The sequence below is a fragment of the Pseudomonas sp. SWRI51 genome (assembly GCF_014268825.1).
In the GTDB taxonomy this organism is placed as follows: domain Bacteria; phylum Pseudomonadota; class Gammaproteobacteria; order Pseudomonadales; family Pseudomonadaceae; genus Aquipseudomonas; species Aquipseudomonas farsensis.
This window is the reverse complement of the sequence record NZ_JABWRG010000080.1, coordinates 1-23,131: the sequence shown is the minus strand read 5'-3', so window position 1 is coordinate 23,131 and position 23,131 is coordinate 1. Positions and strand designations below refer to the sequence as shown.

Below are 23,131 nucleotides of genomic sequence, written 5' to 3'. Positions count from 1 at the left end.
CAAGCCCGCTCGCCACGACTCTCTATCATTTCCCACAGGATTGGGTCCAACCAGCAATGTTGCGGTTGAGCACGGCCCCTGTGGGAGCTGACGATAGCCTGCGATGAGGCCAGCACAAGCCTGCACAGCCCTGTGCTCCACAATTCGGTGTGGGAGCGGGCTTGCCCCGCGATGCTTTCAGGCCGATTTTGGCCAACAAAGTCCCCCTCGCTACTAGGTGCCAAGCCCCGCATGCGTTAGCATCCCCCCCGACATTGCGCATCGGTCGGTACGGCCGTGCCTACAAAAAAAATACGCGTACTCTTTTTCAGGGGACTTGGTGATGATGAAAAAATACCTGTCGCGACTGCTGGTCGGCGTGACCGCGTTGGTTGCGGTAACCACCGCCCAGGCTGGCGCCATCGACGATGCGGTCAAGCGCGGCACCCTGCGGGTGGGCATGGACCCGACCTACATGCCGTTCGAAATGACCAACAAGCGCGGCGAGATCATCGGCTTTGAAGTCGACATCCTCAAAGCCCTGGCCAAGTCGATGAACGTGAAGCTGGAGATGGTCTCCACTGCCTACGACGGCATCATCCCGGCCCTGATGACCAACAAGTTCGACTTCATTGGCAGCGGCATGACCCTGACCCAGGAACGCAACCTGCGCCTGAACTTCAGCGAACCCTTCATCGTGGTTGGCCAGACCCTGCTCATCCGCAAGGAACTGGCGGGCGAGATCAAGTCGTACAAAGACCTCAACAACGAAAAATATCGCCTGACCTCCAAGCTCGGCACCACCGGTGAAATGGTCGCCAAGAAGCTTATCGGCAAAGCCAAGTACCACGGCTACGACAACGAGCAGGAAGGTGTAATGGACGTGGTCAACGGCAAGGCCGACGCCTTCGTCTACGACGCCCCATACAACGTGGTAGCGGTGGAGAAGGCCGGCGCCGGCAAGCTGCTCTTCCTCGAAGAACCCTTCACCTACGAGCCGCTGGCATTCGGCCTGAAGAAGGGCGACTACGACAGCATCAACTACATCAACAACTTCCTGCACCAGATCAAGCATGACGGGACCTACGATCGTATCCACGACAAGTGGTTCAAGAACAAGGACTGGCTGAAGGAAATGGAATAAGGCCCGGGCCACAAGCCCAGGCTCGACCCCGACGCGCAGGCAAGCCCTGCGCGTTTCGCTTTTACGGAAGTACCCACGTGATCAAACACAAGAAAGCCCAGTGGCCTTGGCATGGCTTGACCGCGCTGGTCCTGGTGGGCCTGGCGATCAGCTTGTACCTGGCCACTTCGATGATTTCCTACGAGTGGCGCTGGAACCGCGTTCCGCAATACTTCGCCTACAAGGCCGAGGAAACCCAACGTGCCGCCAACCCAGGCACGGTCGAAGAGATCGTGGTGTCCGGCGACAACGCCCGGGTCACCCTCAAAGATGAAAGCGGCGACACCCAGGTGCTCGACGTTGCCAACGACAGCCTGGTGCTGGCACGTGGCGATGATGTGGCCGAAGGCGATGCCATTGGCGTGACCCGTCACTGGGCCGCCGGGCCCCTGGCCTGGGGCTTGTGGACCACTCTGTGGATTTCCGTGGTGTCCGGAGCACTTGGCCTTCTGCTGGGCCTGTTTGCCGGGCTGTGCCGGTTGTCCACCAACCCGACCCTGCGCGACCTGTCGACGGTGTATGTCGAACTGGTACGCGGCACGCCGTTGCTGGTGCAGATTTTCATCTTCTACTTTTTCATCGGCACCGTGCTCAACCTGTCCCGCGAGTTTGCAGGCGTGGCGGCGCTGGCGTTGTTCACCGGCGCGTATGTGGCCGAAATCGTCCGCGCTGGCGTGCAGTCGATTGCCAAGGGCCAGAACGAAGCCGCCCGCTCGCTGGGGCTCAACGGCAGCCAGTCGATGCGCCATGTGATCCTGCCGCAGGCGTTCAAGCGCGTGCTGCCGCCGCTGGCCGGGCAGTTCATCAGCCTGGTCAAGGACACCTCGCTGGTGTCGGTGATCGCCATTACCGAGCTGACCAAGAGCGGCCGCGAGGCCATCACCACGTCGTTCTCGACCTTCGAGATCTGGTTCTGCGTGGCGGGTCTGTACCTGCTGATCAACCTGCCGCTGTCGCACATTGCCAGCCGGCTCGAGCGGAGGCTTGCGCAAAGTGATTGAAGTCCGTGACCTGCTGAAAGTCTTCGACACCCGCGGCATGGTGGTGCGCGCTGTGGATAACGTTTCCACCGGCGTTGCCAAGGGCGAAGTGGTGGTAGTGCTGGGCCCGTCGGGCTCGGGCAAGTCCACCTTCCTGCGCTGCCTCAATGGCCTGGAGCACTTCGACGCCGGCCATGTGTCGATCAACGGCCTGCGCCTGGAAGACCCGAAAACCGACATCAACGCCTACCGCCGCGAAGTCGGCATGGTGTTCCAGCACTTCAACCTGTTCCCGCACATGACCGTGCTAGAGAACCTGTGCCTGGCGCAAAAGGTCGTGCGCAAGCGCAACAAGGCTGAGCGCGAAGCCAAGGCGCATGCGCTGTTGAAAAAGGTCGGCATCGCCGAAAAAGCCAACGAGTACCCCTCGCGATTGTCCGGCGGCCAGCAGCAACGTGTGGCTATCGCCCGTGCCCTGGCGATGGAACCCAAGGTGATGCTGTTCGACGAACCCACCTCGGCACTGGACCCGGAAATGGTCGGCGAAGTGCTGGATGTGATGAAGACCCTGGCCCAGGAAGGCATGACCATGGTCTGCGTCACCCACGAAATGGGCTTCGCCCGTGAAGTGGCTGACCGGGTGCTGTTCTTCGACCACGGCAAACTGCTGGAAGACTCGGCGCCACAGGCGTTCTTCGAGTCGCCGAAAGACCCGCGGGCCCAGGCGTTTTTGCGTCAGGTGCTTTGAGCAGCTGCAAGTTGCTAGCGGTAAGCCACAAGAAAAAGCCGGTTGATGTTGGACGCCCGTTCGCGGCTTGGCTTTTTCTTGCAGCTTGAGGGCTAAGCTTGCCGCTGCTTCACAAGCTGAACTTGCCCACCATCCCACGCAGCTCCTGCTCCAATTCCCCCAACTCACTACTAGACGCCGCGGTGCGCTCACTCGCCTCGCTGGTCTTGTCGGACACATCACGCACGTTCATCACGCTGCGGTTGATCTGCTCAGCCACTACGCTCTGCTGCTCGCTGGCCGTGGCGATCTGCTGGTTCATACCTTGAATGGTCGACACCGTCTCGGTGATCTCGCCCAGCGCGGCGCCGGCCTTGCGGCTTAGCTCCACGCTCTCCTCGGTCAGGCGTTTACTGTCGCCCAGCAGCGTCATCACCTGATCGGTGCCGCCGTGCAGGCTGTCGATCAGCTGTTCGATTTCCTCGGTGGACTGCTGGGTACGCTGGGCCAGCCCGCGTACCTCATCGGCGACCACGGCAAAGCCGCGCCCGGCCTCACCGGCCCTGGCGGCTTCGATGGCGGCATTGAGGGCGAGCAGGTTGGTCTGTTCCGACACCGACTTGATCACGTCCAGAATCGAGCCGATACGCTGGCTTTCGCCGGCCAGATGGCCCATGGCGGCCTGGCAGTGGTCCATCTGCCCGGCCAACTGCTCGATCTGGTTTATCGCCTGCGCCACCACCTGGTCACCGACCTGCGCCTGCTGGTCGGCAGTCGTTGCCGCCATCGAGGCCAGCTCGGCGTTGTGCGCCACCTCCTGCACGGTGGCGCTCATCTGGTTCATGGCCGTGGCTACCTGGTCGGTCTCCTCTTTCTGCTGGCCGACCCGAAGCTGGGTTTGCTCACTCACGGTGGTCAGTTCGTCAACTGCCAGTGTCAGTTGGCTCACGCTGCGGTCGATGCCGCCGAGCAACTCGCGCAGGCTCAGGGTCATGGCGCGCATGCTGCCTTGCAGTTGCCCCAGTTCGTCGCGGCGGTCGACTTCATTCAGCTGACTGAGGTCGCCGCGTGCGATGCGCTCGGCTTGTTGCAGGGTTTGGTGCAGGGGCGTGGTGATCTGCTGGCTGATCAGCCAGCCGGCGAGAATACCCAGCAGCAAGGCCAGCATGGCCACGGTGGTCATCAGGCTGCGGGCGGCGATCGCCTCTTCATCCCGCTGGGTCAGCTGGCTGTCGCTGAGGGCACGGCCACTGATGGTGATCTGGTCGCCGAGGGTTTCCATGTCATTCTGCAACTGCTCGACGCCAATAGCGGCGCGGGCGTAGTTGCGCAGTTGTTCGCGATAGCGCGCCAGGGCGTTGACCACAGGTTCGTCCATCGTCCGGTCGAGCTTCAGCTCGCGCAGCAGCGTATCGACCTCGCCCAAGGTGGTTTGCGCAGCGGCAATCGCAGGCTGGCCAACTTCCTCAAAGGCTTGCAGCGGGTCGGTGAAATAGGCCGGGGTGGCGGCGCGCTGGCCGGCCAGCTCGACATGTCGGCTTAGCCGGTCAAGCAGGTCGAATGCCTGGCGTTGTGCGTTGGGCATGTCCAGTTCGGCCAAGTGGACCACCAGTTGGTTGTGCAGCTCGCTGACGGCTTTGTCCAAGGCGCCTTCCAGCTCCGCCAGGGCCTGGTGCTGCTGTTGGCGGGCGGCCACGCTTTTGCGCAGGTTGGCGAAATCGGTGTCGTAGCGGCGGATGACTTCGCGTTTTTCGTTCAGCAGGCGCATGCTTTCCGGGTTGTGGAAGCGCGGGCGCATCTCGTCGATCAGCGTCTTGATCTGGCCAATGGCGAGCTCCAGTTGGGCGCTGCTCTTGTCGTCATTGAGTACCCGATAGGTGATGCGCTCGGCGCGCAGGTCCTTGCTGTAGTCGTTCAGCTGGGCGATCTGGGTCAGCTTCTCCGAGCGCTCGATGGCATCGCCCAGGGCGAGCCAGCCGGTCACGGTAGTCAGCAGGGTGAGCAGCAGCACCACGGCGAACCCCGAGGCCAGCTTGAGGCGCACGCTGAGGTTGCTGAGCACGCGGTTGATAGGTCCGAGCATGGGGATTCTCCGGCAGATAAGTGCAATGGGCGCGGTTTAGGCGCTGACCCTTTGCTCATCGGCCGGAGGTGCGTAGGACTGGACCTGTGTTTGCTGTAGGAGATTTCGCTTAGATCTATAGGAAGTTTCGCCGCACCTGGGCGGGTGCGGCGTGCAGCCTATTTTTGCTGCCTGTTACAGCCTGAACTTGCCCACCAACCCCTGCAAGTGCGTGCCCAGGCGCGCCAGCTCGACGCTGGAGCTGGCGGTCTCTTCGCTGGCGGCAGACGTCTGTTCGGAGATATCACGCACGTTCATCACGCTGCGGTTGATCTCCTCGGCCACGGCGCCTTGCTGCTCGGCAGCGGTGGCGATCTGCTGGTTCATGGCCTGGATCGACGATACCGTGCGGGTGATGGTGTCCAGCGAGCCGCCGGCGCGGCGGGTCAGTTCGACACTGCTGTCGGTCAGGGCGCGGCTGTTGTCCATCACGCTGGCCACGCGTTGGGTGCCGCTTTGCAGGCCTGCAATCAGCTCTTCGATTTCTTCGGTCGACTGCTGGGTGCGCTGCGCCAGGCTGCGTACCTCGTCGGCCACTACGGCAAAGCCACGGCCGGCTTCACCGGCGCGGGCCGCTTCGATGGCGGCGTTGAGCGCCAGCAGGTTGGTCTGTTGGGCGACCGACTTGATCACGTCGAGCACGCTGCCGATCTTGTCGCTCTCGGCCTTGAGCTGGTTCATCGCCTCGCTGGAGTTGACCACCTCGCTAGCCAGGCGCTCGATCTGGGCAATTGCCTCACCGACCACCTTGTCGCCTTCGCGGGCTTGCTGGTCGGCCATCAGCGCGGCTTCCGAGGCTTGTTCGGCGTTGCGCGCCACTTCCTGCACGGTGGCGGCCATCTCGTTCATGGCGGTGGCCACCTGGTCGGTCTCGACCTTTTGATTGTTCACCCCGGCGCTGGTCTGCTCGGTCACGGCCGACAGTTCCTCGGCAGCGCTGGCAATTTGCGTGACGCCATCGCCGATGCCACCGATCAGTTGGCGCAGGCTGAGCGTCATGCGCTGCATGCTGGCTTGCAGTTGGCCCATTTCGTCGCGACGCTCGACTGCCAGGTCATGGCGCAAGTCGCCGCTGGCCACGCGTTCGGCGGCGTCCAGGGTCTGGCGCAGCGGCACGATGATCTGCCGGGTGATCAGCAAAGCCGCCAGTACGCCGAGCAGCAGGGCCAGCGCAGTAGCGCCGCCGAGCAGGGTCTTGGCGCGCTGTGTGCCTTGGTCGCGCACTTCGGTTTGCGAGAGGGTCATGGCCACGCTGTTGTCGAGCAGCACCTGGCCTTGCACAACCATGCGTTGCAGCGCCTCGGCGCTGGTGCTCTGGGCGTTGCCGAACTGGGTGACGGCATCGCGGTAGGCGGCCATGGCGCTGGCGCTGTCGGCCAGGCTTGCGGCGTATTCGGCAGGCAGGCGTGCCGGCAGCGATTTAAGCAGGTTCAGTGCCTGGTCGATGGCGTTCAACGCCGTTTGCTGGAATTCGGCCTTGCCGCTGTAGGTGTAGCCGCGCACCTGGAAGCGCGCCTGTTGCAGCAGCGCGGCGGCTTGTACGGCTTCCTGGTACTGCTGGATGTCGCCGGCCTGCAGCAGACGCTGCTGAACCTTGCCGATCAAGTCGGCGGCCTTGTCGGCACTGTCGCCGAGGGTGGCGCGGCTGCCCTCGCGGCGCTCGCCGGCCTGGCGCAGGTCGGTGAAGGCTTGTTGGTACTGGCGGATGGCTTCTTCCTGCTGATGCAGGCGCTGGACGTCGGCGGGGCGTTCGATGCGCTGGAGCATCATCTGCACTTGGCGCTCAAGCGTGGCCAGGCCCTTTTCAAGCTCGGCGATGCTGGCGGCGTCGCGGTTGCGGTCGTAGTCCTGGCGGGCTATGCGCAGTTCCTGGGTGTACTGGTGAATCACCGAGATGTTACCGAGCTTGTCGCCGCGGTTGGTCACCTCGTCGATGCCCATCCAGCCGGTGGAGGCGATGCCCAGTGTGAGCAGAAGTACCAGCCCGAAGCCGACCCCCAGTTTGCGGTTGACGCTTACATTTCCCAGTGACTGGGTTACCCAACGGTACATGGACGACTCCCCCGGTTGCGGCTGTGCAGATTATTTTTCTGATGCACAGGGCATCGGCGCCAGCCGGGGAAACTTGATCAGAAATATCTGACCGACCTGTCAGAAAATTCGCGAAAGCAGGGCAGTCACAGCCGTCTCGACCCGTAGGATGCGATCACCCAATTGCACCGGCTGCAGGCCTGCCTTGGCCAGCAGGTCGACTTCATAGGGGATCCAGCCGCCTTCCGGGCCAATCGCCAAGGTTACCGGGCCGGTTACCGCGCGCGGGCAGGCAGGGTAGGGGCCGGGGTGGCCGACCAGGCCCAGGGTGTCGGCGGCGATGGCCGGCAAGCGGTCTTCGACGAACGGCTTGAAGCGCTTTTCGATGATGACTTCGGGCAGCACGGTGTCACGCGCTTGCTCAAGGCCCAGAATCAGGTTTTCGCGGATGGCCTCGGGGGTGAGGAACGGCGTTTGCCAGAAGCTCTTCTCGACCTTGTAGCTGTTGAGCACGATCAGCCGCGGCACGCCCAGGGTGGCAATGCTCTGGAACAGCCGGCGCAGCATTTTTGGCCGGGGCACGGCCAGCACCAGGGTCAGCGGCAGCTTGGCTGGCGGTGGCTGGTCGAAGGCCACCTGCAATTCGGCCTGGTGGCCCTCAAGGCGAACCACCTCGGCCTTGCCCATCAGGCCGCCGATACGCCCCACGCGCAGGGTGTCACCCACCGCCACGCGGTGGATGTCCTGCATATGGGTAAAGCGCCGGTCGGCCAGCACGACACGGTCGGCCGCGATGAAATCGGCCTCCTCGAGCAGCAGCAGGTTCACGGCTGGGTCGCGGGCGGCTGGTCGTTGTGGTCGTCCGCCGGGTCTGGCGCAGCGCTGCGTTTGCGGATCAGGCTGCCGCACAGCACGCCGATCTCGAACAACAGCCACATCGGCACGGCCAGCAGGGTTTGCGAGAAAATGTCCGGCGGGGTGAGGATCATGCCTACCACGAAGCAGCCGATGATCACGTACGGGCGGACCTTCTTCAGGTACTGCACATCGACCACGCCGATCCAAACCAGCAGCACCACTGCCACCGGGATCTCGAAGGCTACGCCGAAGGCGAAGAACAAGGTCATGACGAAATCAAGGTAGCTGGCGATGTCGGTCATCATCGACACGCCTTCAGGGGTGGCGGCGGCGAAGAAGCTGAACATCAGCGGGAACACCAGGAAATAGGCGAACGCCATGCCGGCGTAGAACAGCAGGATGCTCGACACCAGCAGCGGGATGGCGATGCGCTTTTCGTGGCGGTACAGGCCCGGGGCGATGAACCCCCAGATCTGCTGCAGGATGACCGGGATCGCCAGAAACAGCGAGACGATCATGGTCAGCTTGAACGGCGTCAGGAACGGCGAGGCCACGTCGGTGGCGATCATCGTGGCGTTGGCCGGCAAGTGGTCGCGCAGCGGCGCCGACACCAGGGTGTAGATCTGCTGGGCGAAGGAGAACAGCCCGGCGAAGATCAGAAAAATGACCGCGACACAGCGCAGCAGGCGCGTGCGCAGTTCGGTCAGGTGCGAGACCAGCGGCATCGGCTGGTCATGTTCCGGATTCTCGCTCATGGGGCTCGCGGGGGTTGTGGCGGCTCGGAGGGTGGCGTTGCAGGCGCCTGCTCGGGGCTGATGGCGGCAGGCGCTGCGGGTGTTTCAGGGCTGGCGGCGGGCTTGTGCGGGTTGAGGATGCGCTTGGCTTCCTCTTCCATCTGCAGAATGTGCTCGTTGTGCAGCTGGCGGCGGATTTCATCGGCGCCGATTTCGCGCTCGACTTCCATCTTGATGGCGTTGAAGCTGCGCTTCAGGCGCCCGATCCACAGGCCTGCTGTCCGCGCAGCGCCCGGCAGGCGCTCGGGGCCGAGAACCAGCAGGGCGACAAGGCCGACGAGCAGCAGCTCGCTGAAACTGATACCGAACATGGGTCAGTCTTTACGCAGCGGATCTTGGGCCGGCTGGGCCTGGCCTTCGAGGGTGTGGCCCTGAGGCGGCTGCACGGTGGTTTGCACCGGCGGCACGGGCTGGGCTGGCTGAGCCGGCGTAACGGTTGGTTCGGCCGGCTTGGTTTCTTCGTCGTTCATGGCTTTACGGAAGCCCTTGATCGATTCGCCCAGGTCGCCGCCGAGGTTCTTCAGCTTTTTGGTGCCGAATACCAGCACCACGACGATCAGCAGGACGATCCAGTGTTTCCAGTCAAAAATACCCATGTCGCACTCCTGAAAATAGGTGTCTGTGTTTCGGGCCCTGGGGCTGCTTTGCAGCCCGTTCGCGACACAAGGCCGCTCCTACAGGGGGTTGCGATTGGTGTAGGAGCGGCCTTGCGCCGCGAAGGGTCGCAAGGCGCCCCCGTCATTCATTCAGGCAGACGGCGCGCGTGCAGCCTTTTCGTCATGCCCGGACAGCCCGAAACGGCGATCCAGTTCATCCAGCACCGCCTGTGGATGTTGCCCCAGTGCGCTGAGCATCACCAGGCTATGGAACCACAGGTCGGCAGTTTCGTAGATGACATCGCTGCAGTCGTTGCTGATGGCAGCATCCTTGGCAGCAATGATGGTCTCGACCGACTCTTCGCCGAGCTTTTCGAGAATCTTGTTCAGGCCCTTATGGTACAGGCTGGCCACGTAGCTGCTGTCGGGCGCTGCGTTTTTGCGTTGTTCCAGCACTTCGGCCAGGCGGTCGAGGGTGTCGCTCATGTCAATGTCCTGCGCTGTAGATGGCGTGCGGGTCCTTGAGGACCGGGTCGACGGTGATCCACTGGCCGTTTTCGAACACACGGTAGAAGCAGCTTTCACGACCGGTGTGGCAGGCGATCTGGCCGAGCTGCTCGACCATCAGGATGATCACGTCGGCATCGCAGTCCAGGCGCATTTCGTGCAGTTTTTGCACATGGCCCGACTCTTCACCCTTGCGCCACAGCTTGCCCCGCGAACGCGACCAGTAGATGGCGCGTTGCTCGGCGGCGGTCAGGGCCAGCGACTCACGGTTCATCCAGGCCATCATCAGTACACGCCCGGTCTTGTGGTCCTGGGCAATGGCCGGTACCAGGCCATCACTGTTCCACTTGATCTCGTCCAGCCAGTCTTTCATCGTCGACTCCAGAGCAGGCCCGCTCCTGTACCGGGCCCCAGTTCAGTAGTGTGCCAGCCAGCGGCGCGGCTGGCTATCGGCGCACGATCAGGTACAACCCCGCCGCCAGCATCAGCCAGGCCGGCCAGGCGGCCGGGGCGCTGAGGCTGACGGCGCCGGCCGCCAGGGTGGCGCCACCGGCGAGCAGCCCGGCACCGAGCAGGCGCAGCGCCCAGTTGTCGGCGCTGCGGCGCCGTTCGGGCATGGGCGGGTCGTTCAGGTGCGGTTGCGACAGGCGTTCGAGCAGGTCGCGGGTCATGTCGGCCAGGTGCGGCAGTTGTTCGGCCTGGCTGTACAGGTTGCCCAGCACCGCCTTGGGGCTCATGCGCTCGCGCATCCAGCGTTCCAGGAACGGCTTGGCGGTGCTCCACAGGTCGAGGTCCGGGTACAGCTGGCGGCCCAGGCCTTCGATGTTGAGCAGGGTCTTCTGCAGCAGCACCAGTTGCGGCTGCACTTCCATGTTGAAGCGCCGCGCCGTCTGGAACAGGCGCATCAGCACCTGGCCGAACGAGATGTCTTTCAATGGTTTTTCGAAGATCGGCTCGCACACCGTGCGAATGGCCGCTTCGAATTCATTGACCTTGGTTTGCGCCGGCACCCAGCCCGAGTCGATATGCAGCTCGGCGACGCGGCGGTAGTCGCGCTTGAAGAAGGCGATCAGGTTGCGGGCGAGGTAATCCTGGTCTTCGGCGGTCAGGCTGCCAACGATGCCACAGTCGATGGCGATGTACTGCGGGCTCCACGGCTTGACGGTGCTGACGAAGATGTTGCCGGGGTGCATGTCGGCGTGGAAGAAGCTGTCACGGAACACCTGGGTGAAGAACACCTCGACGCCGCGCTCGGCGAGCATTTTCATGTCGGTGCGCTGGTCGGCAAGCGTGGCCATGTCGGTGACCGGCACGCCATAGATACGCTCCATCACCAGCACCTTGGGCCGGCACAGGTCCCAGTACACCTGGGGCACGTACATCAGTTCCGAGCCTTCGAAATTGCGCCGCAGCTGGCTGGCGTTGGCCGCCTCGCGCAGCAGGTCGAGCTCGTCGTAGATGGTTTTTTCGTAGTCGCCGACGATTTCTACCGGGTGCAGGCGCCGCGCATCGGCCGAGGCACGCTCGGCGGCCTTGGCGATCAGGAACAGCCAGGCCAGGTCTTGGGCGATGACTGGCTTGAGGCCGGGGCGCACCACTTTGACCACCACCTCTTCACCGGTTTTAAGCCGGGCTGCGTGCACCTGCGCCACCGAGGCCGAGGCCAGCGGCTCGACGTCGAAGCGGCTGAATACTTCGCCCACCTTGGCGCCCAGTTGCGCCTCGATCAGCGCCACGGCCTGCTTGGGGTCGAACGGCGGCACGCGGTCCTGCAACAGCATCAGCTCATCGGCGATGTCGGTGGGCAGCAGGTCGCGGCGGGTAGACAGCAACTGGCCGAACTTGATGAAGATCGGCCCCAGGTCTTGCAGCGCCAGGCGCAGGCGTGCGCCCCGGCTCAGTGCGGATGCCTTGCGCGGCAGCCAGCGCCAAGGCATCAGCAGGCGCAAGCTGGCCAGCCACCACGGCAGCATGGGCTGTTCGAACAGCAAGTCATCGAGGCGGTAGCGGATCACGACGCGCTGGATGCGCAACAGACGGCGGACGGCGAGCAGCTTCATGCGTTATCGCTGGTATCAAGAGTGTGGGCGAGACGGCGCATGCGCGCCTCCAGGCGTTCGATATCGACCTTCAGCGCATCGAGCTCGCTGAACGCCGCTTCTGCTTCGCGTTTACCGACCAGCGTACGCGACTCTTCGGCCAGGTACTCGGAAAGGTTTTGACTGAAACGCGTCAGGCCTTGCCGGGACCAGCGCGCACGCAGGCGCAGGTGGCCGGCCAGCAGGGCGGTCGGCACCGGGCCAAGCCAGCGCTGCAGCTCGTATTCCCAGTCCAGGTCGAGGTCTTGCAGTATGCCGAACAGGTCGAGCAGCACCGCGGTGTCGCCATGCAATTGCACCTGCGGGCTGTGCAGCACGGCGGTCTTGTCGCCGGCCAGGGCCAGTTGCGCCAAGCGCCCGGCTGGGGCGCGCAGGGTGCAGTCGACGCCGCCTTCCCAGTGGGCGGCGAGCATCAGGCCCTGGTCGTCGGGCAGCACGAACAGTTTCAGCGCCGGCTGCAGGCAGTCGATCTCGACCACCTTGCCTTCAAGGGCGGCCAGCCGCGGCAGCGCCGTGCTGTCCATGCGCAGCACACGGTTGATGCCGTGTTCGGCGCTGGCGAGCAGGCCGGCCAGCAGCATCAGGGTTTGATCCCGCGGTGCACGGCAACGATACCGCTGGTCATGTTGTGGTAGGTGACGCGGTCGAAGCCGGCGGCGACCATCATGCTTTTCAGGGTTTCCTGGTCTGGGTGCATGCGGATCGATTCGGCCAGGTAGCGGTAGCTTTCCGAGTCGTTGGTGATCAGCTTGCCGGCCAGCGGCATGAAGGCGAACGAATAGGCGTCGTAGGCCTTGGACATGAGCTTGTTGGTAGGCTTGGAGAATTCCAGGATCAACAGCCGGCCACCGGGCTTGAGCACGCGCAGCATCGAGCGAATGGCGTCTTCTTTGTGGGTGACGTTGCGCAGGCCGAAGGCGATGGTCACGCAGTCAAAGTGGTTGTCCGGGAAGGGCAGCTTTTCGGCGTCTGCCTGGACGAATTCGATGTTGCCGGCAACGCCGCGGTCGAGCAGGCGGTCACGGCCAACCTTGAGCATCGATTCGTTGATGTCGGCGAGTACCACCTGGCCGGTTGGGCCGACCAGGCGCGAGAACTTGGCGGCCAGGTCGCCCGTGCCGCCGGCGATGTCGAGCACGCGGTTGCCGGTGCGCACGCCCGACAGTTCGATGGTGAAGCGCTTCCACAGGCGGTGCATGCCACCGGACAGCACGTCGTTCATCAGGTCGTATTTAGCGGCGACGGAGTGGAACACTTCGGCGACTTTCTTCGCCTTTTGGCTTTCAGGCACGTCCTGGAAGCCGAAATGGGTGGTGGGTTCGGCGTGGTCGCCTTTGCGCGGGTCGGTCATTTCGCTTCACCAGTAAAAAATTACCGCCATTCTAGGGGCTGCGGGCGGATTTGTCTTGGCGGGGTGTGCCGCAGCGGGGGCGCGGGCATAATGGCAATTATGTCTTTATCTTCAGGAACACCCGCATGACCCAGATCAGCGTCGAACGTAAACACTCCCTGGGCCGCGAAGCTGCCCGCGCCAAGGCCGAAACGCTGGTCGACAAACTGACCCGCGAGTACGACCTCAAGGCCAGCTGGAACGGTGACCAGGTCGATGTTTCACGCAGCGGCGCCAAGGGCAGCGTGCTGATTGGCGAGGACTCCATTCGTGTCGAGCTGAAGCTGGGCATGATGCTGTCGATGATGAGCGGCACCATCAAAGGCGAAATCGAACGCGCCCTGGACAAGGCCCTGGCCTGACGGCCAGCTGCTTTTTAGTGTGTGATTTCTAACTTTTAAGCCTACCTTCACGCTCAAGCCCCCTTTCCCATGGGCTGTTTCTCCCTCCCTGGAACGAGCAAGAGGTGTAGAGCATGGCCAAAGTTAATCTGAAGCAAAAAGACCAGACCCAAGGCAGCCTTGGTGAAGTGCGGGGCTATGCCCGCAAGATCTGGCTCGCTGGCATCGGCGCCTACGCCCGTGTTGGCCAGGAAGGTTCCGACTACTTCAAGGAACTGGTCAAAGCCGGTGAAGGCGTCGAAAAGCGCGGCAAGAAACGCCTGGACAAGGCCGTGGACGCTGCCAACTCGCAGATCGACGAAGCCACCCACGAAATCACCCGCGTGCCTGGCCGGCTTGAAGTCCAGCTGGACAAAATCGAGAGCGCATTCGACGCGCGCGTCGGGCGTGCCTTGAATCGCCTCGGCATTGCGTCTAAACATGACGTAGAGGCATTGTCCATCAAGCTTGAACAGCTGCACGAGCTGCTTGAGCGCGTCGCGCAAAAACCATAAGGAGAGCAGGATGGCTGGCAAGAAGAATTCCGACAAAGACAACAGCTCCTGGGTCGGCGGGATCGAGAAGTACTCGCGCAAGATCTGGCTCGCAGGCCTGGGTATCTATTCGAAAATCGATCAGGACGGCCCGAAGCTGTTCGACACCCTGGTAAAGGATGGCGAAAAGGCTGAAAAGCAGGCCAAGAAGACCGCCGAAGACGTGGCCGAAACCGCCAAGTCATCGACCACTTCGAAGGTCAGCGGCGTCAAGGACCGCGCGCTGGGCAAATGGAGCGAACTCGAAGAAGCCTTCGACAAGCGCCTGAACAGCGCCATCTCGCGCCTGGGTGTACCGAGCCGTAACGAGATCAAGGCGCTGCATCAGCAGGTCGATACGCTGACCAAGCAGATCGAGAAGCTTACGGGCGCCTCGGTGGCCCCGGTGTCCAAGCCTGCGGCAACTAAAAAGCCTGCGGCCAAACCATTGGCCAAGGCACCTGCCAAGCCGGCTGCCAAGGCCGCAGCGGCAAAACCTGCGGCAAAAACCGCAGCGGCCAAGCCTGCGGCGAAACCTGCTGCCAAGCCGGTTGCTGCAAAACCTGCTGCGGCGAAAAAGCCTGCGGTGAAAAAAGCACCTGCCAAGCCCGCAGCGGCCCCGGCGGCCAATGCAGCCCCGGCCAGCAGCGCGCCATCGGCGCCAGCGGACGCGGCAACCCAGGCCTGATACCGCGTCGCCTAGATCGCGGGGCAAGCCCGCTCCCACAGGGAACGCGCCGGGCATCTAGCTCGGCTGGGCGCGGCCCCCTGTAGGAGCGGCCTTGTGCCGCGAATGGGCTGCGAAGCAGCCCCAGGTTCTGCGCATCATGCAGCATCGCCGGGCCTGCTTCGCAGCCCATTCGCGACACAAGGCCGCTCCTACAAAGGCCGCGTCCAGCCGCGATGATTTCACCCCTCCAGATACCGCATCGCCAACTGCTCTGCCGCCTTGCGCGCTGGCGGCTGAAGGTGTGGCGCCACCAGCATCATCACCTGATACACCACCACCCCGACGTCACCCTCGCGGCCCAGCACCCGCTGGTAATCCAGCGAGCACATCAAGGTCAGGGTGATCTGCTCGACCAGTTGCCCCAGCGCCTGGGTCTCACTGGTCACCTGCCCCTGGTTCTTCAGGCTCGCCAGCAATGCGGCGAGGGTGCGCTTGAGCGCGTTTATCAGACCGCGCATACCACGGGCCAGCTTGGGCAGGCGCCCGGTGAGGTTGGACAGGTCCTGGAACAAAAAGCGGTACTGCGCCATGCGCTCGACGATCAAGTGCAGGAACAGCCAGTAGTCCTCGGCATCCAGGCGCACGTCCAGGGGCGGGTCGAGCAGCGGCATCAATGCCTCCTCGAAGCGCTCGAAAAGCCCGTTTACCAACGGCTCCTTGCCGTGGAAGTGGTAGTACAGGTTGCCTGGGCTGATGCCCATCTCGTTGGCGATTTCCAGGGTCGAGACGTTGGGCTCGCCTTGGCGGTTGAACAGTTGCAGGGCGCATTCGAGGATGCGGTCGCGGGTTTTCATCCGTTCAGCGCACCTTCACATAGGTGCCCGGCGCCGGGCACAGGGGCGGGTAGGTTGTGTTGCCAAGCGCGGTGCGCGGCGCCTTCAACGGGCCTGAGCGCTGGCTGATCCACGCCAGCCACAGCGGCCACCAACTGCCGTCGTGGCGGTGGGCATCGTGAAACCAGGCGCGCGGGTCGCCGGAAATCTTCGGGTTGTCCAGGTAATAGGCCTTGGGGTTGCCCGGCGGGTTGATGATGCTCTGGATATGCCCGCTGTGCGACAGCACGAACCGCTTTTCGCCGCCCAGCAGCAGGGCTGAACGGTACACCGCATCCCACGGGGTGATGTGGTCGTTGCTGCCGGCCACGGTAAAGCTGTCCAGGCCAACCTGCCTGAGGTCGATGGGCGTGCCGCACACGTGCAGGCCGCCGGCGAAGGTCAGCGGGTTGAGCTTGAAGAAATCCAGCAGGTCGCCATGCAACGCCGCGGGCAGGCGTGTGTTGTCGGCGTTCCAGTAAAGGATGTCGAAGGCCGGCGGGGTCTTGCCCATCAGGTAGTTGTTGACCCAGTAGTTCCAGATCAGGTCGTTGGGCCGCATCCAGGCGAAGATCCGCGACACCTCGCCACCATCGAGCACCCCGCGCTGGTACGAGCGGCGCTTGGACGCCTCGATCGTCTGCTCGTCGGCGAACAGGCTGGCGGGGCTGTCGAACTGGCTGTCCAGCAGGCTCACCAGGTAGGTGGCGCTGTGCACCTTGCGCAGTTGCTGCCTGGCCTGCAAGTGGCCCTGCAAGGCGGCAATGGTCAGGCCGCCGGCGCAGGCACCCATGAGGTTGGGGTCGCGGTTGCCGCTGATGCTGCGGCAGGCATCCAGCGCTTGCTCAAGCGCCTGCACGTAGCTCGACAGGCCGCATTCGCGATGGCTGGGGTCGGGGTTGCGCCAACTGACCATGAACACCTGCAAGCCGTTCTTGAGCATGTACTGCACAAAGCTGTTGGTCGGGCTCAGGTCGAAAATGTAGAACTTGTTGATCTGCGGCGGCACCACCAGCAGTGGGCGGGCGTGTTGTTTTTCGCTAAGTGGCTGGTACTGGATCAGCTCCAGCAGCTCGTTGCGAAACACCACGGCGCCTGGGGTGTTGGCCAGGTTGCCGCCGACCTCGAAGGCGCGCTCGTCGACCTGGCGCGGCAGCCCGTCGTTGTGGCGCAAATCGTCCAGCAGGTGGCCGGCGCCGCGCAGCAGGCTCTGCCCGCCAGTATTGAGCAGCTCCTTGATGGCCAGCGGGTTGAGCGGCGAGTTGCTGGGAGCGATGGCGTCGTTGATCAGGTTGAACAGAAACTGCGCCCGGGCGCGGTCGTCGTGGCTCAGCGAGCTTTCCTCGATCCACAGGCGGGTTTGTTTCTGCCAGGCCAGGTACGCCTGCAGGCCGCGGCGGTAAAGCGGGTTTTCGCTCCAGGTGGGGTCGCTGAAGCGCTTGTCGCGCGGGTGCGGCTGGTAGGGCGTGTCGCCAAGCATCACCCGGCCCAGCGCGCCACCGAGCTCCAGCAGGTGCCGGGCGGTGTGCAGCGGGTGGCGCAGGCCATGGCGGCCGACATGGCGCAGGGTCGAGATCAGGTCACGGCCACGCAGGCCGGTGATCGCGTTCTGCACCGTCATGTGGGTGGCGGGGGCCGGAGCCGTCGCTGTTGCCGGTTTCTCTTTCATGCCAACACTCCATCGTTGAGCAATCGGGCTTGCAAGTACTGCAGGTGCGGCTTTGGGCGCTCAGGTGCCCGAAGCAGGGCGCGGGTGCATCACTGCGCGTTGGCGCTCCTGCTCGAGGAATTTCATGATGATCGGCGCAACCGCTTCGGCCCGGGTAATCAGGAACAAGTGGCCATCGTCGATGATGTGCAGTTGCGCATTAGGGATGCGCCAGGCCAGCAGGCGCATGTTGATCAGCGGGATCAAGGGGTCGTCGTCCCCGGCCAGCACCAGGGTGGGCTGGTGGATCTTGTGCAGCCAGTGGATGCTGGTCCAGCCAAGCCCTGCGAACAGCTGCCAGTAGTAGCCCAGCTTGCCCCCCGAGCGCACCTTGGAGGCATGGTGCAAGGCCAGGTCCGGGTCGCGGCGAAAGGCGCCGCCGTAGATCATCGGGGCAATGCGGATGACGTGGGACGGCTGGATGTAGCGGCGTGGGCTGGCCATCATCCACAGCACCTTGGGCTTGCCGGGCACCATCACCGCACCGGCGGCAGTGGCCGCCAGCACCAGCTTCTTGCAGCGTTCGGGGTAGTCGTGGGCGAACTGCTGGGCCAGCGCGCCGCCCCACGACACGCCAATCACGTTGACCTGGCCGTAGTCGAGGTAATCGAGCATGCGCGCGGTCAGCTTGGCCAGCCCCGGAAAACGGTAGGGGTGGCGCGGCGTCGACGAGCCGCCGACACCGGGCACGTCGAAGGCGATCACTTCCAGGTCCGGGTCCAGCGCCTCGATGAACGGGAACACCAGCTCCAGGTTGGCGCCAATGCCGTTGAAAATCAGCAGTGGCGTCAGGTGCGGCTTGCCTGGGCGGACCGCGGTGCGGATCGACTGGTCATCCAGCTCGACAGTCCTGAACAAATACGGTTGCGGCATGCGCGTGGCTCTTAAAGGTGTGGACGTGGCGGCGGTACTAGCGTTCGTGAACGTAGGTGCCGGGCGCGGCTTCGCCTGCCGAGTAAGTGCGGTTGCCAAGACGCGTCGGGGCCTTCTTCAACTCGCCTGCACGTTCGCCCAGCCAGCTCTGCCAGTGCAGCCACCACGAATCGGCGTGCTTGACCGCGTTTTCCTGCCACGCCAGTGGGTCGTCCGGGCGGTCTTCGCCGGTCATGAAGCGCGCCTTGGGGTTGCCCGGCGGGTTGAGGATGCTCTGGATATGGCCGCTGTTGGACAGCACGAACTCGATCTTGCCGCCGAACAGGTGCGCCGAGCGGTAGCACGACTGCCAAGGGGTGATGTGGTCGGCAGTGCCGGCAACGCTGTAGATGTCGCAGTCGACCGTCTTCAGGTCGATGGGGGTGCCGCACACTTCCAGGGCATTGGAGCGAATCAGCGGGTTGTTCTTGAACATCTCGATCAGGTCGCCGTGGAAGGCGGCCGGCAGGCGCGTGGTGTCGTTGTTCCAGAACAGAATGTCGAACACAGGTGGCGAATTGCCCAGCAGGTAGTTGTTGACCCAGTAGTTCCAGATCAGGTCGTTGGGGCGCATCCAGGCGAACACCTTGGCCATGTCGCTGCCTTCGAGCACGCCGGACTGGTAGGAGTGGCGCTTGGCCGCCTCCAGGGTCTGCTCGTCGACGAACAGCGCCACCTGGGTTTCCATGGTGGTGTCGAGCACGCTGACCAGCAGCGTCAGCGCGTGCACTTTCTTTTCGCCAAGTGCCGCGTAATGGCCCACCAGCGCCGTGCAGGTGATGCCCCCCGAGCAGGCGCCGAGCATGTTCAGGTCTTTGCTGCCGGTAATCGACAGCACCGCATCGACCGCCTCCTTGAGCGCATCGATGTAGGTCGACAGGCCCCATTCGCGCTGGGCCTTGGTCGGGTTGCGCCAACTGATGATGAAGGTCTGCTGCTGCGAGCGCAGGCAGAAGCGCGCCAGGCTCTTTTCCGGGCTGAGGTCGAACACATAGAACTTGTTGATCTGCGGCGGCACCACCAGCAGCGGCCGGCTGTGCACCTGCTCGGTGATGGGCTTGTACTGGATCAGCTCCAGCACATCGTTGCGAAACACCACCGCGCCTTCGCTGGTGCCAAGGTTCTTGCCCACCTCGAAGGCTTCCATGTTCACCTGGCTGGGCATGCCGCCGTTGTGCACCATGTCCTTGGCCAGGTTGGACAGCCCGTCGAGCAGGCTCTTGCCGCCGGTTTCGAAGAAGCGCTTGATCGCCGCCGGGTTGGACAGCGTGTTGGTCGGCGCCATGGCTTCGGTCATCAGGTTGATGACGAACTGGCCCCGGCTGATGTCCTGGGGCGACAGGTCGCTGCTGGCGACCCAGTCGTTGAGTTCCTTGCGCCAGGCCAGATAAGTTTGCAGGTAGCGCCGGTACAGCGGGTTCTGGCTCCAGGCCGGGTCGTTGAAGCGGCGGTCGTCGCTCTCCGGCTGCAGGCTCGACTTGCCCAGCAGGACGTTTTTCAGTTCAAGGCCGAAATGCGCGACATGCTTGGCGCTGTGCAACGGCTGGCGCACGGCCTGGCGCAACACGGTGCGCGCCGAGGTGAGCAGGTCCTTGCGGCGAATGCCGATGACCGGGTTCAGCCCCAGGGTGTTTTCCGAGGCCTGCCGCTGCAACTCATCGTTGTTCTTGTTACTCATCTACGACGCTCCGTTGTCCTGAGACGAGTACCGGCGTGCTGTGACAGCCCGGTACTGCTACTCGGGTGACCAGTGATAAGGAACAGCGGTGCTGCGACCGGATGCGCGGTGGTGATGAGCAGCGGGGTTTTCTGCGTATGAAGACAGCCTGCTTTCGCTCGCGACCTCTACGGCATACCGGCCTGGCCCTGCCTGGCTGTAAAGCGATGCAGGGAACTTGCCAGCTCCATTGGTTACCCGACTTTCATGTAATGCGCAAGACAGCACGTCTTTGTGCTGCCCGTCAGGCATTCAAGCAGATGAGATTAGAAAATGCGCTCTAACTCGCAGGAGCCTTGCGCTAGAGCATCAGTTTGACCACGGATTCGGCGGGGTCGCGGGACTTGCCGGCCTGGTGCAGTTCGTCCAGGTACTCGGCCCACAGTTGTTGCTGGCGCAGGCACAGCTGCTCGAGGTATTCCCAGGTGAACAAGCCTGAGTCATGGCCGTCGTCGAAGATCAGTTTCAGTGCGTATTGGCCGGCAGGCTCCAGCCCTGAAAGGCCTACGTTGATCTTGCCAAATTGCAGGATGGGGCTGCCGTGGCCCTGCACCTCGGCGGAGGGGGAGTGCACCCGCAGAAATTCGGCAGGCAGGGTGTAGACCTCGCCGGGGGCGTAGGTGAGGGTGAGGGTTTTCGAGGCTTTGTGCAGGTTGATTGCGGTGGGCAGGCGGGCCATGGCGGGTAATCTCTCATGAGCTGGTAGCGCAAGCTTCGAGTGATTGGGGCCAATGTGCAAGGGGGCTGCTGCGCAGCCCATCGCGACCCAAGGCCGCTCCTACAGGGTGCAATCTTCTGCAGGAGCGGCCTTGTGTCGCGATGGACCGCAAAGCGGTCCCTGCGCTATTACAGAATGTACCGCGACAGGTCTTCGTTCTGCGCCAGTTCACCCAGGTGGCTGTTCACATAGGCGGCGTCGATGTTGATCGGCGTGCCCTCGTGTGCGCTGGCCAAGTCGCCGGCACTGAACGACACCTCTTCGAGCAGCCGCTCGAGCAGGGTGTGCAGGCGGCGGGCGCCGATGTTTTCGGTCTTTTCGTTAACCTGGAAGGCGATCTCGGCCAGGCGCTTGATGCCCTCGTCGGCAAACTCGATGTGCAGGCCTTCGGTTTTCAGCAGCTCGCGGTACTGCTCGGTCAGCGAGGCGTGCGGCTCCTTGAGGATGCGCTCGAAGTCTTCCGGGGTCAGCGCCTTGAGTTCGACGCGGATCGGCAGGCGGCCTTGCAGCTCTGGCACCAGGTCGCTCGGCTTGCTCAGGTGGAACGCGCCGGAGGCGATGAACAGGATGTGGTCGGTCTTGACCATGCCCAGCTTGGTGTTGACCGTGCAGCCCTCGATCAGCGGCAGCAGGTCGCGCTGCACACCCTCACGCGACACATCGGCGCCGCCGACGTTGCCGCGCTTGGCCACTTTGTCGATTTCGTCGATGAACACGATGCCGTGCTGCTCGACCGCTTCCAAGGCCTTGGCCTTGAGCTCGTCTTCGTTGACCAGGCGGCCCGCTTCTTCTTCGCGGACCATCTTCAGCGCTTCCTTGACCTTCAGCTTGCGCGACTTGCGCTTGCCTTTGCCCATGTTGGCAAACAGGCTTTGCAGCTGGTTGGTCATTTCTTCCATGCCGGGCGGGGCGGCGATATCGACGCCGACCGAATCGGCGACTTCGATTTCGATTTCCTTGTCGTCGAGCTGGCCTTCACGCAGGCGCTTGCGGAACAGCTGGCGGGTGTTGGAGTCGCTGCTGGTCTGCTGTGCTTCTTCGGCGAAGCTGCTGACGCGGGCGGGCGGCAGCAGCACGTCGAGGATACGGTCTTCGGCGGCGTCTTCTGCGCGGTGGCGCACGCGGACGATTTCCTGCTCGCGGAGCATTTTCAGCGCGGCATCGGCCAGGTCGCGGATGATCGATTCGACATCACGGCCCACATAGCCCACTTCGGTGAACTTGGTCGCTTCGACCTTGATGAACGGCGCATTGGCCAGTTTTGCCAGGCGGCGGGCGATTTCGGTCTTGCCGACGCCGGTCGGGCCGATCATCAGGATGTTCTTCGGGGTCACTTCCTGGCGCAGCTCAGCCGGCAGCTGCATGCGCCGCCAGCGGTTGCGCAGCGCGATGGCCACGGCGCGCTTGGCGTCGTCCTGGCCGATGATGTGGCGGTTGAGTTCGTGGACGATCTCGCGTGGGGTCATGGACATGATCAATACGGTCCTCGGGCAGAATGGGTCAGCGTGGGAAGGCCCCGCCAGCGTGACGGGGCGCCAGAACAACTGATCACTCGGCCAGGTCCTGCTCCTCGATGGTCAGGTTGTGGTTGGTGAACACGCAGATGTCGCCGGCGATGTTCAGGGCAGCTTCGGTGATTTCGCGGGCCGACAGGTCGGTCTTGTTCAGCAATGCGCGTGCGGCAGCCTGGGCGTAGCCGCCGCCGGAACCCATGGCGATCAGGCCGTCTTCGGGTTCGACCACATCGCCGTTGCCGGTGATGATCAGGGAGGCGTCTTTGTTGGCCACGGCCAGCATGGCTTCAAGGCGGCTCAGCGAACGGTCGGTACGCCATTCCTTGGCCAGCTCCACGGCTGCGCGCACCAAGTGGCCGGAGTGTTTCTGCAGTTGCGACTCAAAACGCTCGAACAGGGTGAAGGCATCGGCGGTGGCGCCGGCAAAGCCTGCGATGACCTGGCCGTTGTACAGGCGGCGGACCTTTTTGGCGTTGCCTTTCATTACGGTGTTGCCGAGGGAAACCTGGCCGTCGCCGCCCATGACGACTTTGCCGTTACGGCGGACAGAAACGATGGTAGTCAAGGGGAGAGTCTCCACGCAGCGGGGCGAAAATGCCTGTTGCAGAGACATATGGGGGTGGGGGGAAGGATTTCAACCTTGGGGCAACGGCGGCCTGTTGTTGATTTGTTGCCGATGATGACGCCATCGCGGGACAAGCCCGCACACAGGGACCGTGCTCAACCGCAACATTGCTGGTTGTACCCGGTCCTGTGGGAAACGATAGATAGTTGTGGCGAGCGGGCTTGTCCCGCGTTGGGCTGCGCAGCAGCCCTGAAAACCCAAGGGGCTGCTGCGCAG

24 protein-coding genes are annotated in these 23,131 nt (G+C 63.5%); 6 read left to right on the top strand and 18 right to left on the bottom strand.

What is annotated here, in order from left to right; genetic code table 11:
* Nucleotides 1–325 precede the first annotated feature (325 nt).
* The 3 genes from HU720_RS19030 (at nt 326) to HU720_RS19020 (ending at nt 2,890) form a co-directional block, all read left to right on the top strand.
* Nucleotides 326–1,123 carry a transporter substrate-binding domain-containing protein gene (locus tag HU720_RS19030; RefSeq protein ID WP_186521761.1) on the top strand — a complete coding sequence of 266 codons (798 nt, stop codon included), beginning with the start codon at nt 326–328 and terminating at the stop codon, nt 1,121–1,123.
* A gap of 77 nt (nt 1,124–1,200) precedes the next feature.
* Nucleotides 1,201–2,163: an ABC transporter permease subunit gene (locus HU720_RS19025; RefSeq protein WP_186521757.1), complete on the top strand. Its 963-nt coding sequence runs from the start codon at nt 1,201–1,203 to the stop codon at nt 2,161–2,163.
* Entirely contained in the window at nt 2,156–2,890 is a 735-nt protein-coding gene (locus tag HU720_RS19020) for an ATP-binding cassette domain-containing protein (protein WP_186521759.1), read from the top strand. Before HU720_RS19025 ends, HU720_RS19020 begins: the two co-directional genes overlap by 8 nt.
* 109 nt (nt 2,891–2,999) lie before the next feature.
* Here HU720_RS19020 and HU720_RS19015 read toward each other — a convergent pair whose 3' ends face one another.
* From HU720_RS19015 to ubiE, 11 genes are all read right to left on the bottom strand, one after another.
* Nucleotides 3,000–4,952 (bottom strand): methyl-accepting chemotaxis protein, encoded by a 1,953-nt coding sequence (locus HU720_RS19015; RefSeq protein WP_186521755.1) that lies wholly within the window; start codon nt 4,950–4,952, stop codon nt 3,000–3,002.
* A gap of 174 nt (nt 4,953–5,126) precedes the next feature.
* Nucleotides 5,127–7,043, bottom strand: a complete 1,917-nt coding sequence (locus tag HU720_RS19010) for a methyl-accepting chemotaxis protein (RefSeq protein WP_186521746.1) — start codon at nt 7,041–7,043, stop codon at nt 5,127–5,129.
* Between the two features lie 99 nt (nt 7,044–7,142).
* Nucleotides 7,143–7,850, bottom strand: a complete 708-nt coding sequence (locus HU720_RS19005; RefSeq protein WP_186521738.1) for a 16S rRNA (uracil(1498)-N(3))-methyltransferase — start codon at nt 7,848–7,850, stop codon at nt 7,143–7,145.
* On the bottom strand, nt 7,847–8,635 hold the full coding sequence (gene tatC, locus HU720_RS19000) for a twin-arginine translocase subunit TatC (RefSeq protein WP_186521736.1): 789 nt from the start codon (nt 8,633–8,635) through the stop codon (nt 7,847–7,849). The genes HU720_RS19005 and tatC overlap by 4 nt, the downstream gene beginning before the upstream one ends.
* Nucleotides 8,632–8,985 (bottom strand): Sec-independent protein translocase protein TatB, encoded by a 354-nt coding sequence (gene tatB, locus HU720_RS18995; RefSeq protein WP_186521725.1) that lies wholly within the window; start codon nt 8,983–8,985, stop codon nt 8,632–8,634. Before tatB ends, tatC begins: the two co-directional genes overlap by 4 nt.
* Nucleotides 8,986–8,988: 3 nt before the next feature.
* On the bottom strand, nt 8,989–9,270 hold the full coding sequence (locus HU720_RS18990; protein ID WP_186521723.1) for a twin-arginine translocase TatA/TatE family subunit: 282 nt from the start codon (nt 9,268–9,270) through the stop codon (nt 8,989–8,991).
* Between the two features lie 150 nt (nt 9,271–9,420).
* Entirely contained in the window at nt 9,421–9,756 is a 336-nt protein-coding gene (locus HU720_RS18985) for a phosphoribosyl-ATP diphosphatase (RefSeq protein WP_186521721.1), read from the bottom strand.
* Between the two features lies 1 nt (nt 9,757).
* A complete protein-coding gene (hisI, locus tag HU720_RS18980; RefSeq protein WP_186521720.1) occupies nt 9,758–10,150 on the bottom strand; it encodes a phosphoribosyl-AMP cyclohydrolase in 393 nt (130 codons plus the stop codon).
* A 73-nt stretch (nt 10,151–10,223) separates the two neighbouring features.
* Nucleotides 10,224–11,837, bottom strand: coding sequence for a ubiquinone biosynthesis regulatory protein kinase UbiB (gene ubiB, locus HU720_RS18975; protein WP_186521713.1), 1,614 nt, complete (start codon nt 11,835–11,837; stop codon nt 10,224–10,226).
* Entirely contained in the window at nt 11,834–12,457 is a 624-nt protein-coding gene (locus HU720_RS18970; protein ID WP_186521707.1) for an SCP2 sterol-binding domain-containing protein, read from the bottom strand. The genes ubiB and HU720_RS18970 overlap by 4 nt, the downstream gene beginning before the upstream one ends.
* Nucleotides 12,457–13,227, bottom strand: coding sequence for a bifunctional demethylmenaquinone methyltransferase/2-methoxy-6-polyprenyl-1,4-benzoquinol methylase UbiE (gene ubiE / locus HU720_RS18965; protein ID WP_186521704.1), 771 nt, complete (start codon nt 13,225–13,227; stop codon nt 12,457–12,459). The genes HU720_RS18970 and ubiE overlap by 1 nt, the downstream gene beginning before the upstream one ends.
* 125 nt (nt 13,228–13,352) lie before the next feature.
* Between ubiE and HU720_RS18960 the strand changes: the two genes are divergently transcribed.
* The 3 genes from HU720_RS18960 (at nt 13,353) to HU720_RS18950 (ending at nt 14,867) form a co-directional block, all read left to right on the top strand.
* A complete protein-coding gene (locus HU720_RS18960; RefSeq protein ID WP_186521703.1) occupies nt 13,353–13,628 on the top strand; it encodes a polyhydroxyalkanoic acid system family protein in 276 nt (91 codons plus the stop codon).
* Nucleotides 13,629–13,741: 113 nt separating this feature from the next.
* Complete coding sequence (locus HU720_RS18955) at nt 13,742–14,161, top strand: phasin family protein (RefSeq protein ID WP_186521702.1); 420 nt, start codon at nt 13,742–13,744, stop codon at nt 14,159–14,161.
* A 10-nt stretch (nt 14,162–14,171) separates the two neighbouring features.
* The gene (locus HU720_RS18950) at nt 14,172–14,867 is read left to right on the top strand and encodes a phasin family protein (protein WP_186521701.1); all 696 of its coding nucleotides are present in this window, start codon (nt 14,172–14,174) and stop codon (nt 14,865–14,867) included.
* A 221-nt stretch (nt 14,868–15,088) separates the two neighbouring features.
* Here the strand turns inward: HU720_RS18950 and HU720_RS18945 are convergent, their stop codons facing one another.
* The 7 genes from HU720_RS18945 to hslV form a co-directional block, all read right to left on the bottom strand.
* Nucleotides 15,089–15,703, bottom strand: coding sequence for a TetR/AcrR family transcriptional regulator (locus tag HU720_RS18945; protein ID WP_186521700.1), 615 nt, complete (start codon nt 15,701–15,703; stop codon nt 15,089–15,091).
* Between the two features lie 4 nt (nt 15,704–15,707).
* Nucleotides 15,708–17,390, bottom strand: coding sequence for a class II poly(R)-hydroxyalkanoic acid synthase (gene phaC / locus HU720_RS18940; protein ID WP_186521699.1), 1,683 nt, complete (start codon nt 17,388–17,390; stop codon nt 15,708–15,710).
* Between the two features lie 60 nt (nt 17,391–17,450).
* Nucleotides 17,451–18,302: a poly(3-hydroxyalkanoate) depolymerase gene (gene phaZ, locus HU720_RS18935; protein WP_186521697.1), complete on the bottom strand. Its 852-nt coding sequence runs from the start codon at nt 18,300–18,302 to the stop codon at nt 17,451–17,453.
* A 37-nt stretch (nt 18,303–18,339) separates the two neighbouring features.
* Complete coding sequence (phaC, locus tag HU720_RS18930) at nt 18,340–20,019, bottom strand: class II poly(R)-hydroxyalkanoic acid synthase (RefSeq protein WP_186521695.1); 1,680 nt, start codon at nt 20,017–20,019, stop codon at nt 18,340–18,342.
* Nucleotides 20,020–20,359: 340 nt separating this feature from the next.
* Nucleotides 20,360–20,737 carry a DUF971 domain-containing protein gene (locus tag HU720_RS18925; RefSeq protein ID WP_186521686.1) on the bottom strand — a complete coding sequence of 126 codons (378 nt, stop codon included), beginning with the start codon at nt 20,735–20,737 and terminating at the stop codon, nt 20,360–20,362.
* A gap of 167 nt (nt 20,738–20,904) precedes the next feature.
* Nucleotides 20,905–22,248, bottom strand: coding sequence for an ATP-dependent protease ATPase subunit HslU (gene hslU, locus HU720_RS18920; protein WP_186521684.1), 1,344 nt, complete (start codon nt 22,246–22,248; stop codon nt 20,905–20,907).
* A gap of 76 nt (nt 22,249–22,324) precedes the next feature.
* On the bottom strand, nt 22,325–22,855 hold the full coding sequence (gene hslV, locus HU720_RS18915) for an ATP-dependent protease subunit HslV (RefSeq protein WP_186521682.1): 531 nt from the start codon (nt 22,853–22,855) through the stop codon (nt 22,325–22,327).
* Nucleotides 22,856–23,131 lie beyond the last annotated feature (276 nt).

What these genes read in the sequence shown, in the direction of transcription:
- HU720_RS19030 (WP_186521761.1), top strand. Translation starts at nt 326, where the DNA reads ATGAAAAAATACCTGTCGCGACTGCTGGTCGGCGTGACCGCGTTGGTT.
- HU720_RS19015 (WP_186521755.1), bottom strand. Translation starts at nt 4,952, where the DNA reads ATGCTCGGACCTATCAACCGCGTGCTCAGCAACCTCAGCGTGCGCCTC.
- HU720_RS19010 (WP_186521746.1), bottom strand. Translation starts at nt 7,043, where the DNA reads ATGTACCGTTGGGTAACCCAGTCACTGGGAAATGTAAGCGTCAACCGC.
- tatC (WP_186521736.1), bottom strand. Translation starts at nt 8,635, where the DNA reads ATGAGCGAGAATCCGGAACATGACCAGCCGATGCCGCTGGTCTCGCAC.
- tatB (WP_186521725.1), bottom strand. Translation starts at nt 8,985, where the DNA reads ATGTTCGGTATCAGTTTCAGCGAGCTGCTGCTCGTCGGCCTTGTCGCC.
- HU720_RS18990 (WP_186521723.1), bottom strand. Translation starts at nt 9,270, where the DNA reads ATGGGTATTTTTGACTGGAAACACTGGATCGTCCTGCTGATCGTCGTG.
- HU720_RS18985 (WP_186521721.1), bottom strand. Translation starts at nt 9,756, where the DNA reads ATGAGCGACACCCTCGACCGCCTGGCCGAAGTGCTGGAACAACGCAAA.
- hisI (WP_186521720.1), bottom strand. Translation starts at nt 10,150, where the DNA reads ATGAAAGACTGGCTGGACGAGATCAAGTGGAACAGTGATGGCCTGGTA.
- ubiB (WP_186521713.1), bottom strand. Translation starts at nt 11,837, where the DNA reads ATGAAGCTGCTCGCCGTCCGCCGTCTGTTGCGCATCCAGCGCGTCGTG.
- HU720_RS18970 (WP_186521707.1), bottom strand. Translation starts at nt 12,457, where the DNA reads ATGCTGCTGGCCGGCCTGCTCGCCAGCGCCGAACACGGCATCAACCGT.
- ubiE (WP_186521704.1), bottom strand. Translation starts at nt 13,227, where the DNA reads ATGACCGACCCGCGCAAAGGCGACCACGCCGAACCCACCACCCATTTC.
- HU720_RS18960 (WP_186521703.1), top strand. Translation starts at nt 13,353, where the DNA reads ATGACCCAGATCAGCGTCGAACGTAAACACTCCCTGGGCCGCGAAGCT.
- HU720_RS18955 (WP_186521702.1), top strand. Translation starts at nt 13,742, where the DNA reads ATGGCCAAAGTTAATCTGAAGCAAAAAGACCAGACCCAAGGCAGCCTT.
- HU720_RS18950 (WP_186521701.1), top strand. Translation starts at nt 14,172, where the DNA reads ATGGCTGGCAAGAAGAATTCCGACAAAGACAACAGCTCCTGGGTCGGC.
- HU720_RS18945 (WP_186521700.1), bottom strand. Translation starts at nt 15,703, where the DNA reads ATGAAAACCCGCGACCGCATCCTCGAATGCGCCCTGCAACTGTTCAAC.
- phaC (WP_186521699.1), bottom strand. Translation starts at nt 17,390, where the DNA reads ATGAAAGAGAAACCGGCAACAGCGACGGCTCCGGCCCCCGCCACCCAC.
- phaZ (WP_186521697.1), bottom strand. Translation starts at nt 18,302, where the DNA reads ATGCCGCAACCGTATTTGTTCAGGACTGTCGAGCTGGATGACCAGTCG.
- phaC (WP_186521695.1), bottom strand. Translation starts at nt 20,019, where the DNA reads ATGAGTAACAAGAACAACGATGAGTTGCAGCGGCAGGCCTCGGAAAAC.
- HU720_RS18925 (WP_186521686.1), bottom strand. Translation starts at nt 20,737, where the DNA reads ATGGCCCGCCTGCCCACCGCAATCAACCTGCACAAAGCCTCGAAAACC.
- hslU (WP_186521684.1), bottom strand. Translation starts at nt 22,248, where the DNA reads ATGTCCATGACCCCACGCGAGATCGTCCACGAACTCAACCGCCACATC.